This window comes from Pseudomonas baetica (genome assembly GCF_019733355.1).
In the GTDB taxonomy this organism is placed as follows: domain Bacteria; phylum Pseudomonadota; class Gammaproteobacteria; order Pseudomonadales; family Pseudomonadaceae; genus Aquipseudomonas; species Aquipseudomonas baetica_A.
In genome coordinates this window covers 25,810-42,325 of the sequence record NZ_JAIHLQ010000009.1, presented here as the reverse complement: position 1 = coordinate 42,325, position 16,516 = coordinate 25,810, and the positions used below count along the sequence as shown (strand labels likewise).

At 59.4% G+C, this 16,516-nt stretch carries 9 protein-coding genes; 6 read left to right on the top strand and 3 right to left on the bottom strand.

The window, feature by feature from the left end:
* Positions 1-49: 49 nt before the first annotated feature.
* Positions 50-1,480 (bottom strand): exodeoxyribonuclease I, encoded by a 1,431-nt coding sequence (sbcB, locus tag K5E40_RS10525; RefSeq protein ID WP_221730664.1) that lies wholly within the window; start codon positions 1,478-1,480, stop codon positions 50-52.
* 181 nt (positions 1,481-1,661) lie between these two features.
* On the opposite strand from sbcB, the gene K5E40_RS10520 reads away from it, so the two are divergent.
* Genes K5E40_RS10520 through K5E40_RS10495 form a run of 6 tightly spaced genes read left to right on the top strand, consistent with a single transcriptional unit; the run spans position 1,662 to position 8,381 of the window.
* Positions 1,662-2,387: an RDD family protein gene (locus K5E40_RS10520; protein WP_221730663.1), complete on the top strand. Its 726-nt coding sequence runs from the start codon at positions 1,662-1,664 to the stop codon at positions 2,385-2,387.
* A complete protein-coding gene (locus K5E40_RS10515; protein WP_221730662.1) occupies positions 2,384-3,361 on the top strand; it encodes a stage II sporulation protein M in 978 nt (325 codons plus the stop codon). The genes K5E40_RS10520 and K5E40_RS10515 overlap by 4 nt, the downstream gene beginning before the upstream one ends.
* The gene (locus tag K5E40_RS10510) at positions 3,348-4,895 is read left to right on the top strand and encodes a DUF4129 domain-containing protein (protein WP_221730661.1); all 1,548 of its coding nucleotides are present in this window, start codon (positions 3,348-3,350) and stop codon (positions 4,893-4,895) included. Before K5E40_RS10515 ends, K5E40_RS10510 begins: the two co-directional genes overlap by 14 nt.
* Positions 4,892-6,055 carry a DUF4350 domain-containing protein gene (locus tag K5E40_RS10505; RefSeq protein ID WP_221730660.1) on the top strand — a complete coding sequence of 388 codons (1,164 nt, stop codon included), beginning with the start codon at positions 4,892-4,894 and terminating at the stop codon, positions 6,053-6,055. The genes K5E40_RS10510 and K5E40_RS10505 overlap by 4 nt, the downstream gene beginning before the upstream one ends.
* Positions 6,052-7,053, top strand: a complete 1,002-nt coding sequence (locus K5E40_RS10500; protein ID WP_221730659.1) for a MoxR family ATPase — start codon at positions 6,052-6,054, stop codon at positions 7,051-7,053. Before K5E40_RS10505 ends, K5E40_RS10500 begins: the two co-directional genes overlap by 4 nt.
* Entirely contained in the window at positions 7,050-8,381 is a 1,332-nt protein-coding gene (locus K5E40_RS10495; protein ID WP_221730658.1) for a DUF58 domain-containing protein, read from the top strand. The genes K5E40_RS10500 and K5E40_RS10495 overlap by 4 nt, the downstream gene beginning before the upstream one ends.
* Positions 8,382-8,389: 8 nt before the next feature.
* On the opposite strand, the gene K5E40_RS10490 is transcribed toward K5E40_RS10495, so the two are convergent.
* On the bottom strand, positions 8,390-12,415 hold the full coding sequence (locus K5E40_RS10490; protein WP_221730657.1) for a hypothetical protein: 4,026 nt from the start codon (positions 12,413-12,415) through the stop codon (positions 8,390-8,392).
* On the bottom strand, positions 12,408-16,511 hold the full coding sequence (locus tag K5E40_RS10485) for a neuraminidase-like domain-containing protein (RefSeq protein WP_221730656.1): 4,104 nt from the start codon (positions 16,509-16,511) through the stop codon (positions 12,408-12,410). Before K5E40_RS10485 ends, K5E40_RS10490 begins: the two co-directional genes overlap by 8 nt.
* Positions 16,512-16,516: the final 5 nt, after the last annotated feature.

The following is a 16,516-nucleotide window of genomic DNA, read 5'->3' as shown; positions in this document are numbered from 1 at the left end:
AGTGCTGGCGTTTTTTTATGCCCGGCATTTAGCCCCGGCATGTTCGATTTCAAAGATTCAAACGTTTGCGTAATGCCTGGACATAATTGTGCCATTCATCAAGCACGGCTCTGTGCATCGGTGTGGCATTAAGCGTCCATTGCTCTGCGCTCTCTGTAAAAGATTGCAAGGTATTCGGTGCGCCCCATTCCGGCTCGGACAAACGCTGTTGACAAAATATTCTCCAGCGCTCCTGTTCTTCAAAAGTCAACGTTTCAGGAAAGTTGCGTGCTCGATATCGAAAGAGTAATTCAGGCAAACGTTCATCATCGAAAGGCCATTGCTCTTGCGCTAATTGAGCAGGATCGGCCGCTCTCACTTGCTCACATAGACGCCGGTCGCGATCACCGATAAATCCATCGTACAACTGCTGTTCCGGATCCTCGCTGGGCGTGAAGTCTTCACTGGTATAAATTGCCGCCACTTTATCTTTCCAAACTTGTTGTGCGTCAGTTAGTCGCAGCGCTCGCGCCTGATAAAGCGCCATGTCCAACCCCAACCGTTGCTGATCCTGCGCACGCAATACCGACAGTGGCGCCACCACCGGGCAACGGTTGATATGAATCAGCTTGAGCGGCACTGGCAACTCACCTTCCAGCAAATCGTCACGGCGGGTGTACAGACGCTGACGCAAGGCTTGTGCATCCAGGTCGAGCAAGCCCTGAGGATCAAGGTGCAGGTCGCAGACGATCAAGGCGTTGCGGTTTTTCGGGTGCCAGGCCAGCGGCAGCACCACACCGACATAACTGCGCGCCGCAGAGAATCGCCCGCTAATGTGCACCAAAGGCTGCAACAGACGAATCTGATCCATGACTTTTTGCTTGCTGCGTAACTGGAACAACCAGTCATACAGTTTTGGCTGTTTCTCGCGGATCAACCGCGCCAGGGCGATGGTCGCGCGCACGTCCGACAACGCTTCATGGGCATTGCCATGATCAATATTGTTGGCGGCCGTCAGACGTTCGAGCTTGAGCGTTACCCGCCCCTCTTCATCGGTCGGCCAGACCAGGCCGTCCGGGCGCAGCGCATAGGCGGCACGTACCACATCGATCAGGTCCCAGCGACTGTTGCCGCCCTGCCATTCACGGGCGTAAGGATCGAAGAAATTGCGATAAAAGCTGTAGCGCGTCATCTCATCGTCGAAGCGCAAAGTGTTGTAACCCGCGCCGCAAGTGCCAGGGGCGGCCAGTTGCGCGTGCACCCGGGTCATGAAATCGGCTTCGCTCAAACCCTTTTCGGCGAGTTGGCTTGGGGTGATTCCAGTGATCACGCACGCCGCTGGGTGCGGCAGGATGTCTTCGCTGGGCTGGCAGTAGAGGTTGACCGGCTCATCGATTTCGTTGAGGTCGTGGTCGGTGCGAATCCCCGCCACCTGCAGCGGACGGTCGCAACGGGGATTGATGCCAGTGGTTTCGTAGTCGTACCAGAAGATGGAAGTCACGGGCGGTTCCTGAACTGAAGATCGGCAAAGTCTAGGCGTTCAACCGCGGTCGCGGCCAGCCTCGCGTCATTCAAGCACTTCACGCCACACGCGGTGCAATACATAGTTATGTCGTTTTCCCCCGAGAGGCTGCTAGCATCGGAGCCACTTGCACCCCGAACAGGCGAACATCAGGTAGCCCATGCTCGAACCCACAGCACCGCCAAGGAAAGCATCGCTGGCCCCGCCGCTGGATACGCGGCATCAGGTCGAAACACCGGAAGGCATCGACTTGCCCTTGCGTCCGGCCGGGTTGATGGTGCGGTCCATCGCCTTCGCGATTGATCTGGGCATCCGCGGCGTGCTCATGGGCGTGCTGTTTATCGTGCTGGCATTTCTCGGCAAGCTTGGCATGGGCCTCGGCTCGCTTTTGCTGTTCGCGATCAGTTGGTGGTACATGGTGCTGTTTGAAGTGCTGCGTCAGGGACGTTCGCCGGGCAAACAATGGATGGGGCTTCGCGTGGTGCACGATGACGGCACCCCCATCGGCTGGTCAGCCTCCCTGCTGCGCAACCTCCTGCGCTTTGTCGATCTGTTGCCATTCGGTTACTTCCTCGGCGCCATCAGTTGCCTGCAACACCCGACCTTCAAACGCCTGGGCGACATCGCTGCCGGCACACTGGTGGTTTACAGCGAACGTCCACTGACCCGCCCGCAACTGCCTGACGCCGAACCACGCCGTGCGCCGATTGCACTCACCCTCAGCGAACAACGCGCCCTGCTCGGGTTCGCCGAGCGTCAGGGCGAGCTGACGCCGGCACGGGTCAACGAACTGGCAGCACTGCTGGCCCAGCCCTTACATATTTCCGCGCCCAAAGCCGTTGGTGAACTCAACAGCATCGCCCGCGGCTTATTGGGGCCAGCATGAAGCAAAGCCATTTTGAAACTCGCCACAAGGCCGAATGGGCGCATTTTACGCAGGCCCTTGAACGCCTTGAACGGGGCAAGGAAACCTCGCAAGTGGCCGGTTTCCCCAAGGCCTATCGACGTCTCTGCCAGCACTTGGCACTGGCGCAGGAGCGCGGTTACAGCAGTTTTCTGATCGACTCGCTGCAGCAACAAGTGCTGCGCGGGCATCAACAGCTTTACCGCCATCGCAGCCGACTGGGTGCCAACCTGTTGAGTTTTACCCTGGCTGACTTCCCTCGAATGGTCAGAGCCGAATGGCGCTTCGTGCTGGTCGCCGGTCTGCTGTTTTTCGGCAGCCTGATCGGCGTCGGTGTGCTGGTTTATCTGTTTCCGGATCTCATCTACAACCTGATGCCCGCCGAGCAAGTACGTGAAATGCAGGGCATGTACGATCCGGTGGCCGGGCACCTGGGGCGCACTGCCGAACGCGCGGCCAGCGAAGACTGGGTGATGTTCGGATACTACGTGATGCACAACATCGGCATTGCCTTTCAGACTTTCGCCAGCGGTTTGCTGATGGGGCTGGGCAGTGCGTTTTTTCTGTTCTACAACGGTCTGGTCATCGGTGCGGTGGCCGGGCACCTGACCGAAATCGGCTTTGGCCAGACCTTCTGGTCATTCGTGATCGCCCACGGTGCCTTCGAACTGACGGCCATTGCCCTGGCCGGCGCAGCGGGTCTGAAATTGGGCTGGGCATTGATCGCGCCGGGACAACTGACCCGCGCCGAAGCGTTGAAACGCGCCGCGCGCAAGAGCGTGTTGCTAATTGGCGGGGTCATGCTGTTCCTGCTGATCGCCGCTTTCATCGAGGCCTATTGGTCGTCGAAAACCAGCGTCGCGCCGCTGACCAAATATCTGGTCGGTGCCGGGCTCTGGGTATCGGTCGCGGCTTATCTGCTGCTCGCTGGAAGGACACCCCATGCGCCTGAGTGACGCGACCGTTGTGATTCGCCCGCGCTCGACCTGGGAAGCCATGGACCTTGGCGCGCTCATGAGTCAGCAACATCGGCGCGTGTTGATGATCAGTTGGGCGATCGTCACCCTGCCGTTGTTCGCTCTGCTCAGCGTGTTGTTCTGGGACTCACCGTCACTGGCAGTGTTTATTTTCTGGTGGCTGAAACCGGCCTACGAACGCCTGCCACTGTACATCCTGTCCAAAGCGCTGTTCGGCGAAACGCCGACGCTCAAACAGGCCTTGCGCGCATGGCCGCGCCTGCTCAAACCACAATTGCTGGCCAGCCTGACCTGGCGGCGCCTGAGCTTGAGCCGCAGCTTTCTGATGCCGGTGGTGCAACTTGAAGGTCTGGATGGCAACGCACGTCAGCAGCGCTTGCAAGTGTTATTGCAACGCAACGCCGGCGCAGCGCAATGGCTGACCCTCATCGGCGTACATCTGGAAACGGCGCTGTGGATCGGCCTGATGCTGCTGTTCTACATGCTTGTGCCGCAACAGATCGAAACCGACTGGGACTGGCAGTCGTTGATGCTTGCAGCGGATCAGGACTGGCGCTGGCTGGAGCATCTGACCAATGCTTTTTATGCGTTGGTGTTGGTGGTCTGGGAACCGATTTATGTGGCCTGCGGATTCAGTCTTTATCTGAATCGGCGCACGCAGTTGGAGGCATGGGACATTGAGCTGGTGTTCCGCCGCTTGCGCCAACGTCTGAACAACAGCGTGTTGGGCGTGTTGCTGGCACTGTGTCTGGTGCTGCCAAACGTGTCCTCGGTCTGGGCGGCCGAACCCGACAGTCGCCCGGACGCACCTCGCTTGTTGAATCAGCCGCTGACCAGTCAGGCATCACGCGACAGCATCAAGGCACTGCTCGAACAACCGCCGTTCAAGAACAAGGAGTCCGTCACCCGCTACCGCTTTGGGGACGACCCGGCAACTGCGGCCAAGTCCAACGAAGCAGGCGAAGCCCCACAGTGGCTCAAAACCCTGCTCGGCTGGCTCGACGGTCAGCAATTCAATGCCCTGGCCAAAGTGATCGAAGTGCTGCTGTGGGGTGCGGTGATTGCCGCGCTCGCCTGGCTGATCTGGCGCTATCGCGAGTTTCTGCAAGCATTCGTCAGCCGCCGCCCGACACTGCCTGCACGGGCAAAGCGGTCATCGCCCCAACAAGTTTTCGGTCTGGATCTGAACCGCGACACGTTGCCCGACGATATCGCCGCCGATGCCGAACAGCTCTGGCAGACTCAGCCCCGTGCAGCGTTGAGCCTGCTCTATCGTGGCCTGCTCAGCCATTTGCTGCACGACTTCGGTCTGGCCCTGAAAGACGCCGACACCGAAAATCAGGTACTGGCGCGCATTGAACAACTCCAGCGTCCGCAACTGCTCGCCTTCAGCCGTACCCTGACCACTCACTGGCAGAACATGGCCTATGGGCATCGCGTGCCGGCTGCGCATCTGCAGCAGCAATTGTGCGATGGCTGGCGCGCCATTTTCGGCCCAGGAGCGTCTCGTTGAACCGCCGTACGCTGTGGTGGATCGGCGCGTTGCTCGTTGCGCTGCTGGGCACGTTGAGCGTTTTTCTGTACATGAAGGCCCAGTCTTATCAGAAAGATATCGATCACGGCCCCTCACCGGCCGCGCAGGCGAATCCTTATCTGGCGGCGGAGATGTTTTTGCGCGAGCGCGGTATCAACGTCACGCATTCCGAAAGCCTCGCGGTGCTGCCGGACATCGATCCTCGGGGCCACACACTGCTGTTGTTCAATGAACGTACACGGATGACGCCGCGTCAGGTCGATCAAGTGCTGAACTGGACGCGGGCCGGCGGGCGACTGGTGTTCGTCGCCGAATCGCTGTGGGATGCGCAGGCCAGACAAAGCAACGACTTGCTGCTCGACCGGGTGCAACTGCATCAGTCCCTGAGCAAGGATCTGAAGGACCCACCCGCCGATCTGGAGCAAGATCGTTATCCCCAATTGACCAAGCTCTACCTGGAAGATGAAGACGCACCGGCCTACGCCGGGTTCGATACGGACTTGCACCTCGACGACCCGAAGAATCTCGCGCAAGCCTGGGCCAACAGCGCCAAGGCTACGCACATGATGCAAATGCCCTACAGCCTTGGCTCGATCACCGTGGTCACCGATGCCGAGTTGTGGAAAACCACCGCCATTGCCGAGTACGACAACGCCTGGCTGCTCTGGTACCTGAGCGCCGATACCGACGTCACGCTGGTCTATAACACCGAGCACGAGGGTCTGCTGACGTTGCTCTGGCGCTATTTCCCACAGGCCATTGTCGCCCTGCTAGCGCTGATCGGCCTGTGGTTCTGGCATGTGTCTGTGCGCCATGGCCCGCTTCTGGCGCCCGCCCCCGGTGGCCGTCGGCAGTTGCAGGAGCACCTGCGCGCCAGTGCCGATTTCACCCTGCGCCACAACGGTCAGCAAACGCTGTTGCAAGCTCTGCAACAAGACGTGTTGCGCCGCGCCCGCCGCCGTCATCCCGGTTTCGATCAATTGAACGTTGCCGAACAATGGCTGGCGTTGTCGCGCCTGACCCGGCAACCCACCCGAGCCATCAGCCAGGCCATGAGCCCGGTGTCGAACCGGCGGATGTCCAGCGCCGACTTCTGTCGCCAGGTCGCCCACCTGCAAACCTTGAGGAACACGCTATGACTGAACAGATCGAACCCGGCAGCGCCAGCCACGCCGCCCAGCAACGCCAGCGCGCCAGTCAATTGGCTCAAGCGGTGCGCAGCGAATTGCACAAAGTCCTGATCGGCCAGAGCGCGGTGATCGACGACGTGCTGACCGCACTGATCGCCGGCGGCCATGTGTTGCTTGAAGGCGTTCCCGGTCTGGGTAAAACCCTGCTGGTGCGTGCATTGGCGCGGTGTTTCGCCGGTGAGTTCGCGCGCATTCAGTTCACCCCGGATCTGATGCCCAGCGACGTCACCGGCCACGCTGTGTACGACCTGCACACCGAGCAGTTCAAGCTGCGCAAAGGCCCGCTGTTCACCAACCTGTTGCTGGCCGACGAAATCAACCGCGCCCCGGCGAAAACCCAGGCGGCGCTGCTCGAAGCCATGCAGGAGCGTCAAGTGACCCTCGAAGGTCGCGCCTTGCCGATTGCGCAACCGTTCATGGTCCTCGCCACGCAAAACCCGATCGAACAGGAAGGCACTTACCCACTGCCCGAAGCCGAGCTTGATCGCTTCATGCTCAAGGTGCGTATGGATTATCCCGACGCCGATCAAGAGCTGAACATGGTGCGTCAGGTCAGCCGCTCGACCCGCGCCGACATGCTCGATGTGCAGCCGCTGCGCACGGTGTTGCAAGCCAAGGACGTGCAGGCCTTGCAGCGTATTGCCAGCGATTTGCCGCTGGACGATCAGGTGCTCGATTACGCCGTGCGTCTGGCACGCAGCACGCGCACCTGGCCGGGCCTGACCCTCGGCGCGGGGCCGCGCGCCTCGATTGCCCTGGTGCGTTGCGCCCGAGCGCGAGCGCTGCTGCGCGGTGGCGAGTTCGTGATACCGGATGACATTAAGGGCTGCGCCCTGGCCGTGCTGCGCCACCGCGTGCGCATTGCCCCGGAGTTGGACATCGAAGGCTTGCAAGTGGATCAAGTGCTCCAGCAATTGCTTGACCAAGTTCCGGCGCCGCGCCTGTGAAACCCTCGCGCCTGCTGCTGATCTGGCTGGCTCTGCTGCTGGTCATCGGCACACTGCTGGGCACCTTGCAGGCATTGGACCTCGACGTCCCGGCGAGTCTGCTGGCGATCAATTGGGGATTGCTGCTGGCCCTGTTGGCATTGTCGATATTCGATGCGCTGCGCCTCCAGCGCCTGCCGGCACTACGGATCAAACGCCAGATGCCCGGCAGCCTTGCACTCGGGCGCGGGAAAGACGTGCAACTCACGGTTGAACATGACTTCGCCGATTCATTGAACGTGCAGATTTTCGACCATGTCCCGGATGGCCTGAGCTTTGAAAACCTGCCGCTAAGCGTCGAGTTGCAACCCGGTCGAAGCAGCCAGATCAACTATCGCCTGCGCCCGCTCAAACGCGGTCACTTCATCTTCGAACATTGCGAAGTGAGCCTGCCGAGTCCGCTGGGGTTGTGGTCAGGCAAACGCCTGCTGAAGGTCATTGACAACACCCGCGTCTACCCGGATTTCGCCAGGCTTTATGGCAGTGAATTGCTGGCGGTGGACAACTGGCTCAGCCAGCTCGGCGTGCGCCAACGGCAACGTCGTGGCCAGGGTCTGGAGTTCCATCAACTGCGCGAATTCCGTGAGGGCGACAGCCTGCGCCAGATCGACTGGAAAGCCACCGCACGCCAGCGTACGCCGATTGCCCGCGAGTATCAGGACGAACGCGATCAGCAGATCATATTCATGCTTGATTGCGGCCGACGCATGCGCAGCCAGGACGATGAGCTGTCGCATTTCGACCATGCGCTCAACGCCTGTCTCCTGCTCAGTTACGTGGCCCTGCGCCAGGGCGATGCGGTGGGGTTGAGCACTTTCGCTGGCGACCAATCCCGCCATCTCGCGCCGGTCAAAGGCTCCGGCCAACTGAACGTGCTGCTCAACAGCGTTTACGATCTCGACAGCAGCCAGCGACCCGCCGACTACCAGGCCGCTGCCAACCAGTTACTCGCCCGACAACAACGCCGGGCACTGGTGGTGCTGGTCACCAATCTGCGCGATGAGGACGATGACGAACTGCTGAGCGCGGTCAAACGCCTGCGCACCCGCCATCGCGTGCTGGTGGCGAGCCTGCGCGAAGAGACACTCGATAGCTTACGCAACACGCCGGTGCAAACCTTGCCCGAGGCACTGGCCTACTGCGCGACAGTGAATTATGTGAATGAACGCGCAGAACTCCATGAGCGACTGATCGCCCATGGCGTTCCGGTGATGGACGTTCGGCCCGCCGAACTGGGGGCCGAACTGGTGACGCAGTATCTCGGTTGGAAACGAAGTGCCGCGCTTTAAACTGTCGATCAACTCACGACCGTGACATAAACGGCGCCACTGTCGGAGGAGCCATCAGCGTTCTCGACCTTCACCGCCAGGGACACAACTTCCGATGTGTCCATCGGCCACCAATAGTGAAGGTATTGTCCTTTGCGGTCGGTAGTGGCATCGATGAATGGCGCGCCATTTCGGGAAACCAGAATAGCCCTGCCTGCCATTGGCTGACGGGATTCCCTGTCCACAATCTGCGCGGTCATATTGACATAGCTGTTCACCGGAACCGGATTCACCGACGCGACAACGGACTCGACAGCCGCATGATCCCATTCAAGTACAGACAACGACAGTGACTTCACGTCCCACCCGGCTAATCCGCCCTTCACTGCGGCCAATAAAGAAGCTTCGCCAGCCGCCCCCAGCACGAAGCGAACCGTCGCCTTTCCATCGCCGTCGGTGAATGGTGACGGCAACGGTTGATTGTCGTATTCCAACAGCACCTCGACATCTGCCAAAGGCTCACCCGTAATGGCCGATACCACCCAAACGTCTGCGCTGATTTCCTGCCCGGGATAACCGCCGGGATGATCGCTGAGCAACGCTTTTATCTGACGTGGCTCGCTGAGGAAAAACGGTAACGAAATCGAATCCGAATGGACCGCGCCGCCCACCGATGCAGTCAACTCCATCGCCCCTGGTGTAGTGGGCACAAAATCGATCTTCGCCACCCCGTAAAAATTGGTGGTCGAGGTCACGACACCAAGGTCCGGACTGCGCCAGGTCACAGTCACTCCGACCATAGGTTTGCCACTCACCGTCGAGATCACCGCGACCTGTTCGGTCACCGCCGCCCCCCACAGCAACGTCTGATTGATCCGCTGGCGTTCTGCGATTTTCATCACCTGCTCGCCCTGCCCCACCGACATCCCGTTTGCCGGCGACAGACTCGCCAGCCGCTCGGACGCCAGGCACAGAGCAAAGCTGCCGTCCTTCGAGTCACCCACCGAGAAGTAATAGTCCAACCCCACCTCGCTGAAATATCTCGGTTCGCCAAGCCCAGGCGAGTTGAAGCGAATACCCAACTCGGCAGGTCCGGTCCCGGTCATCCCCAGTGTCAGCAGTTGATCAAACAACGCGCTGCCCGCCTCAGCAGTCACATCGATCCTGTGTTGGCCCTTGCGACGCGGGAACAAGGTTTGCCCCCAGGGCCTTGCCGGCAGGCCGTCAAAACTGACCATCAGCCCGTCCCACGGGTCGCGTTCCAGCGCCGTTAATGTGAATGAACGGGACTCTTCGAAGCCGTCATAGGGACTTTTCACCCGGCACTCGATCGTTTTGCCCCCCTGCGTCACGGCCACAAAAGGGAAACCGCTCCAGCCATCACCCGCTGTTTTTTTCTGCTGGGGCTGTTCGTCAACGATCCAGCTCACGGGCGCCTGATCCACGGGTTCTTCTGTGAAGGCCGATACCACTTTTACCCACATCCAGGCCGGCTCCTGACCCACCACCGGATTCACCGATGATTCGCGCGTGGCTATGATCCTGACTTTGTTGTGGTCCAGCTGCATGGGCTTGGCTGTCGCGACAAAACCCAACTGCGGTAGCGTCAGGGTCAGAGAAAACCGGCCAGGCTGCGCACTATCAAAAAAGTCCAGTGCCCAAAGTGCGCCGCCATCATTCAGGGTTTGTGACGTATCCAGCGCGGGCAGCACCGTCGCACCTAACTCATCTGCCGGCGTTCCCGACCATGTCAGCGAAGCTTGCAATCCCACCAGCGGGCTCAAGGCGTTGGGTAACACATTAAAGCAATGCCTGGCGCGCAGGCATGGATAAAAGGTTTGTTCGTCAACTTCGCCGCGAATCTGATCGAGCACCAGCCCCACCTCTTCGGCCAGGTCGGTCGACACCAAACGTCCGGACAGCTCCCGAGGGGGTACATTTGCCAGATCAAGCCGAAGCTCCAGATCAAAGAGGCTGCTGGTACCCGCTGAAGCGTCAAGTGTCCACTGCACACCCTGCGCCACCAACTTCCTGGGCAGTTCCAAATCACCGGGAACGAGCCCGATCTGGGGATCAGCACCGCGCCAATGCAAACTGATATTTCTGTCAATCCACAGACTGCCGGGCACAGGTATGACGCTCAGTAGGGGTGTCTGACCTTTTCGGCAGAGCACGCCGAGCGTATTGCGGTCGACCTCCACCTCATCGAGCAGGACCCGGACATTGTCATTCCAGGGACTGCTCTGAATCGCGACCACTTCGAACGTGCAATCGATCGACTCAGCCTCCGGGTGCGCCTTGACGCTGGCGGTGATTTCATGCGTTTTTGCGGTTGTTGGCGTATACAGCAAGCTCGCCCAGCCGCCTGTGCCGGTTTGCGCAGGAACATCGTCTTCGGGGGTCAGCCAGGTGACCCGTGCATTGCTGACAGGCTCGCCGTCACCACTTTCGGTGGCATGCACGACCTGCACCCGCAACAACACGCTTTCTTGCTCATCCACCACCGGACTCTTGTTGGCCTCGCGTACATCGGCGATCTTCACCCGATTGCGCGCCAGCGACATGCGTCTTTTCGGCGACGAATCCAACAACCTAGAGCTGACCAACGACAAGTCAAACTGACCATCGAGACGATCTGCGCTGGTCAGCGTCCAGATCAAATCGTCTTTATCGACGAGCACCGGCTCCCCGAGCGCCGGGCTGACTTCCACCCCGAGTTGGGTCTGAGAATCACCGCTCCAGTGCAGCGACAACATAGAACCACGCAAAGGCGTGTTATCAGGCAATCGGATCTGGACCTTATGCGAAGAGCCCCGGTTGGGATAGTCGGTCCCCACCCAAGGCCTCTCACTCTCGTCGACCACCGCCACCAGTTGACGCCACGGATCGGTCGCCAAAACCTTGATATTGAACGTTTCCGTCAACTTGGCATTGATGTAATAGGGGCTGTCGACCGACGCTTCGACGACAACATCCCCCGCCGTGTCGGTCTCAAACTCGAACCAGGCCCAGCCGTGTTCATCACTGACCTTGGCGCTTTTCACGCCCTGCCCTGACACCGACCAGTCAATCGTGCGCCCATCGGGGGGCTGACCGGTATAAAAAGACGCGACCTGAACCCCAAGGCGGACGCTTTGGCCCAGTACCGGGTAATAGTCAGCGCCACGAGTCTCGCGAAATACCAAGCGATGATGCCCCAGCGAGACAGCAAAGGCGCAAGGCTCGGCGTTGTAGCGGTTGATCAGATTCAGCGTGAACGCATACCGATCCTCATCCCCGACAATCGGGCAGTCGAGCAACCATGGGAGGGTCAGCAACTGCTCGGCATCCTCTGCCGGTGTAACGATGATCGCTCCCTGTGGATTATCGGCGACCGACAAAGACGCCTCGGTGTCCAGCCACGGGCTGTCCGGTACGGGTGTGAACCTCAATCGGTGAGATTGCAGGCCTGTTGCGCCCAGGCACAGGTACAACGGGTTTTGCGTGTTCGGCGCCCAAATCATTCCGTCCAGATCAAGTTCCTGCAGGCTCAACGGCTCCAGCCGCAATTGCAGGTCGAGGCGGGTGACCTGTATTTTCGAGTCGTCGTCATTCGGGACGTTCTTCGGACTGCGTATCTCGATGCGCAGCGTATCGCCGGCAGCGAATAACGAATCCAGCGTCAGCGTGCCTTCCTCCGGAGCAAACTTCAGTAACTGCCCGGCCGTCAGTGGCGACCGTTCATGTTGCCTATTTTGCGGAAGCGTTGGCTTGAGCTCGAATTCGTGTAACACCGTTTGAGCCTTGAAGATGCGCAGCCAGCCCGATTCGGTGTGGTGCGTCTGCCACAGGAAACTCAGTGAGTACTGCACCTGGAGCCCAGGCGTGCTGGGTATCTGAAATGACTGACTGACCCAACTTTCATGAGAGAGGGCCAGGACCGGGATTGGCTCGTCGTCATAAAATTCCTGGTCAACGCCGATTGCGGTACCGGTTGTTTTCCAGCCAACCGTTCCTTTTTTGAAGTCACCATTGAGTACAAGATTCTGGTTCGCTTGAACGGTAGGTTCACGCATGACTGTCCGCTCCCTGGGTCTTGGCATTTTCTCTGGCTTCTTCAGCCTCGGTGACCAAATCTTCGACTTTACGGGCAAAGGTCGGCTCGCCGGCTTTGGCCGTATAGCGGATACGGACGATGACGTCGTTCAAAGACTGGAGCATGCTCACTTGCGGCTCTTTTCCGGCTCGCGGAAAACTCAGTTGCCAGCAAGAAACACACCCGGTTTTTTCGTAGGAATGGAGCAAGCCTTCATCGGGCTTCATCGTTGTCACGCCGTTGTCGGCGATGCCGACCGACAGGGCGATCTGCTGAGCGCTGCGTAAATTGAACAACACATCCAGTGGCGCCTGACCTTCTGGCTTGTACAGATACTGCACCGACTGCGTTGTGGGCCGGATAGCCGTCATGCTACCGATCTGCAGCAAGGTGGCCCGTACATCTTCAAAAGGCCCGGTCAGAATCGGCAGGTCTATTTCCACCGAACTGATCTGCCGGCAGTAATGTCCCGGGTAATCACGGTCAAACAGCAACTGGCTCAGTTGGAATTCCAGTACGCCGGTAGTCCGTAACTGCTGCAGCGCCGCCGCCCAGCCGTCGAAGTCTGCCTGTGGGTCTACCTTGTCCTCAAACAACTTGCGTAGAGAAACGGTTTTCACCAACTCCAGCCGTCGCTCGTACCGTTGCACATACTCGCGTTCCAGAGACAGTAAAAACCAGCGCAAATGCTCGCCCGCCGCCATCCCGTGAAACTGATCCAGCCACATCCTGGGCAGGGGCCTCTGTGCGTCATAATCGCCGGTTTCGGCGTTCATCGATGCCTGGGCGCTGAGGCACAGGCTGATCACGGCGTCGTAAGCCTGATAATACAAGGCCTTCATTTGACCCAGCATCCAGCCGAACAGCTCGGCATTGGTCGCACGTTTTTTCAGGAAGTTGTAAACCGCCAACGCCTGATCGTTGGCCCGCAGGGTTTGCGCCAGGCTGGTTCTGGCTGCCGCGACAGCGTGCTGCGGCGCCTCGATTTGCGCATCGATGGCTTCAACTTCCGCCAACGCCTGGTCACGTTGCAGCCCCCATTCGTTGCGACGACGGCGGTAGCCTTCGGTGGTGGCCTGGGTGTCGGCATCGATCTGCAACAGCGACGACGCGACCTCCAGACCGAAACTCACCGCTTCAATTGCATTCTCGGGTTTCATGCCGCCGTTGGACATGCCAATGATTTTCGGCAACGCCGCAGTGACGCCGGCGGTCACCTTGAGGACTTTTGCCTGTAACGCAGACACTTTCGACAATTTCAGGCTCGCCATGACCTGATACTCAACGGCCGAGACGTTGTCGTCATAGCGCTGTGCGTAGGCTTGCGCCCGCTGCTGCGCCACGGCCCGACTCTGCGCAAGTGCCGTCACGTTCGCTTCCAGTTGCGCGATAGACTGCTCCTGTACGGTCTGGGCGTAGCTGCCCAATTCCACCAGATGAGATTGCTGCAGTTCTTCCTGCAAGGCTCGATCACGGCGTTCGAGCAGATTAAGCACCTGGCTACCCCAATCCTGCAGTGCTTGCACCGCGCGTAATGCGACTTCGTACGTCACTCGCCAGCGGAACGCGTTGACCACCGGTCGCCCGCCCATCGGACGTGGCCCACCGACGCCACCGGCCGCCAGATCGGCCAGTAACTGGGACGGGTCTGTCGGCGGGCTGAACAACGGAATATCCAGCGGTTTGCCGTCAATGGTCATATTGTTGCGCAAGGTATAGAGGCGTTGCTCAGGCGCTGCGTACAAGTCAAGCAAAGGCTGGTTGAGCGGTGCTTTGAAAGGCTCGCAGGCCAACAGGCCGAGCATGGGTGCGGCATCGGAACCCGCGGGGACATCCGCCAGGCTGAAGTCCAGTGTCTGTTCAAACTGCTCAAGCGCCGAACGCGTGCAACTCATGGCCAACAGATTTTCCACAGAATCGGTTTGCCAGCGAGTCACCGCACGGGCCAGGGGCGCGTTGCCCATCAGAGATCCCGCCTGCACATAACACAGCTTGGCCGCCACCAGGCTATCGCGGGTCAGTTGACGGTAATACCAGTCGCCCCACGCCATCAGATTCTTCACGTAATCGCAAAACATCAGGATTTTGAAGTGTTTGGGGGCCGAGTAGCCGATGGCATCGGGGTCGATAGGAGCCAGCGATTCACAACCGGCATTACCCGCCTCATTGGCCAACGGCCGGCAGCGCCAGTACGCCACTTTGGGCGCCGTCTTCGCAGAGCCCTCACTGGCCTGTGGATTGAATACGTATTGCAACCAGGATTGCGCATCGGCAAAGCGTTCTTCATCACGCAGACGCGTGGCCACCAGATGCGGCAGATGGAAAAACAGCTCCCAGAAAAACAGGCCGTTGGCGCCGTCAAATGCGCCATTGAACTCCTCAAACACTTGACCTGTGGGCGGCGGCTCGGCGAGAAACTGGGTATCCCAGTCCAGTACGGCATCAACGGAGATATTCGAGCGCTGCACCAGTTCCGGGCCGAACAGCGAGTTCAAGCGAGTGCATTTGAGGTACGGATCAGGCAGGTTGAATGAAAGAAACTGCGCTGCATCGCCCGCGTTTTTCAACAGCACTGGCGCTTCGAAAGACGCCAGATCGACAATCGTGAGCTGGAATTCACGGCTGCCATACTCAGGCAGGTCAGTCCCGAAAGTGAATCGGGTGGGTTGGGGCCATGACCCCTTGCTACGTATGAACCTCATCGAGCCGGTTTTCCAGCCGCCAGCCTGTGAATAGGGGCTTACTAAAGGTGGGGCATCACCTCCGGTCGGGTTCACCAATGTCAATTTGAAGACAGGGTCAACGCCCTCAGGCAACCCGGTCGGTCTGCAATAACCGTTCACCGTCAGTACATCGTTATCGTTCTCACGCAAGGCCACGGCGTTCAGTTCCAGGTAACTCGAGATAGACCCGTGTGGCTTGGCCTCGGAGGTCATCGACACTTGGCTGCCCAGTGAGTGCTGCACCGTTTCGGGCGTCGTGAACCGGCCCTGCGCATCCTCCAGCCACTCACCGGCGTCATTGTGGTCGAGACGCATCAAAACATCGTAAATCATGGGCACCTTGAGAGGCTCCGCAACCCGTGATGTCTTCACCGTCGAGGTATCAGTTTCCGGGGTTTTTCCCCCTGAGATGAAGACCCCCAACTTGCCCTTGGGATCAAGGGTATCGGTGCGCACGACGGCGATCAGTCGGAACGCCTCTGCATGGCTCTCATCGACCTCGGCACTGTACAAACTCAGCGGCGCTGACCACTGACCGTTCTGCGTCATAAAGGCCAGGTTGACGTCCAGCTTATGAGGCAGGGACTGATCGGTCGAACCCTTCACCTCGTCGCGCCACTCCGCCCAGACCAGGCACAGCCGGCCATTCCAGAACACCGGGCGCATCTCGATCACCCGGTTGGCCGGCTGAATTTCCACGGCCTGCCATTCACTCCAGGCCGCCGGATTGACCGCAACGCAGGTGGGCGTGAGTTCAATCTCGGCCTTGCGCCAGAAATACTGGAACGGTGGCATTCGCTGACGCCCGACAAAGTAGTAATCGGCGCGGTACGGCCTGTCGCCGTGCATGTAGCAACTGATGACATCCAGATCACAGGTCTGCTCGAACGCTTGCAGGTAGTTGCGCATGGCCACCTGAACCGAGTCGGTGGTCAGGCGCGCCTGGTTGAGGTCGTTTTCCAGGTTTTTGAACAGGCTGCTTTTGCGTTGACGAACGAACGGACTGATGTAGTTTTCCGGGTAAAGCGCAATCAGTTGAACAGCCGCCCAGTCGGGATAGTTGCTGTAAAGCGACCATTGAGCGAGATCCTGAGGGGCAAACTCGTACCCCGCAAACCCGGGTTCCTGACCGCTGAACACGGCATGCATGATCTGCTGCACACAACTGGTCTTTTCAGCCACCCAAGAACTTTGCACCGCGTAGGTGTCAAGCGGATCCAGGCGTAACAGCTCAAGCAGATCGGCCGACGTCTCGACGATAGAGTAATCCGCTCTGGTGGCATGTCCGATGCAATACTCGAGCAGTGCCGAGCGACGTTGTTCCAGCAGACTGGCAATGTTGCTCAGTGCCATGATCC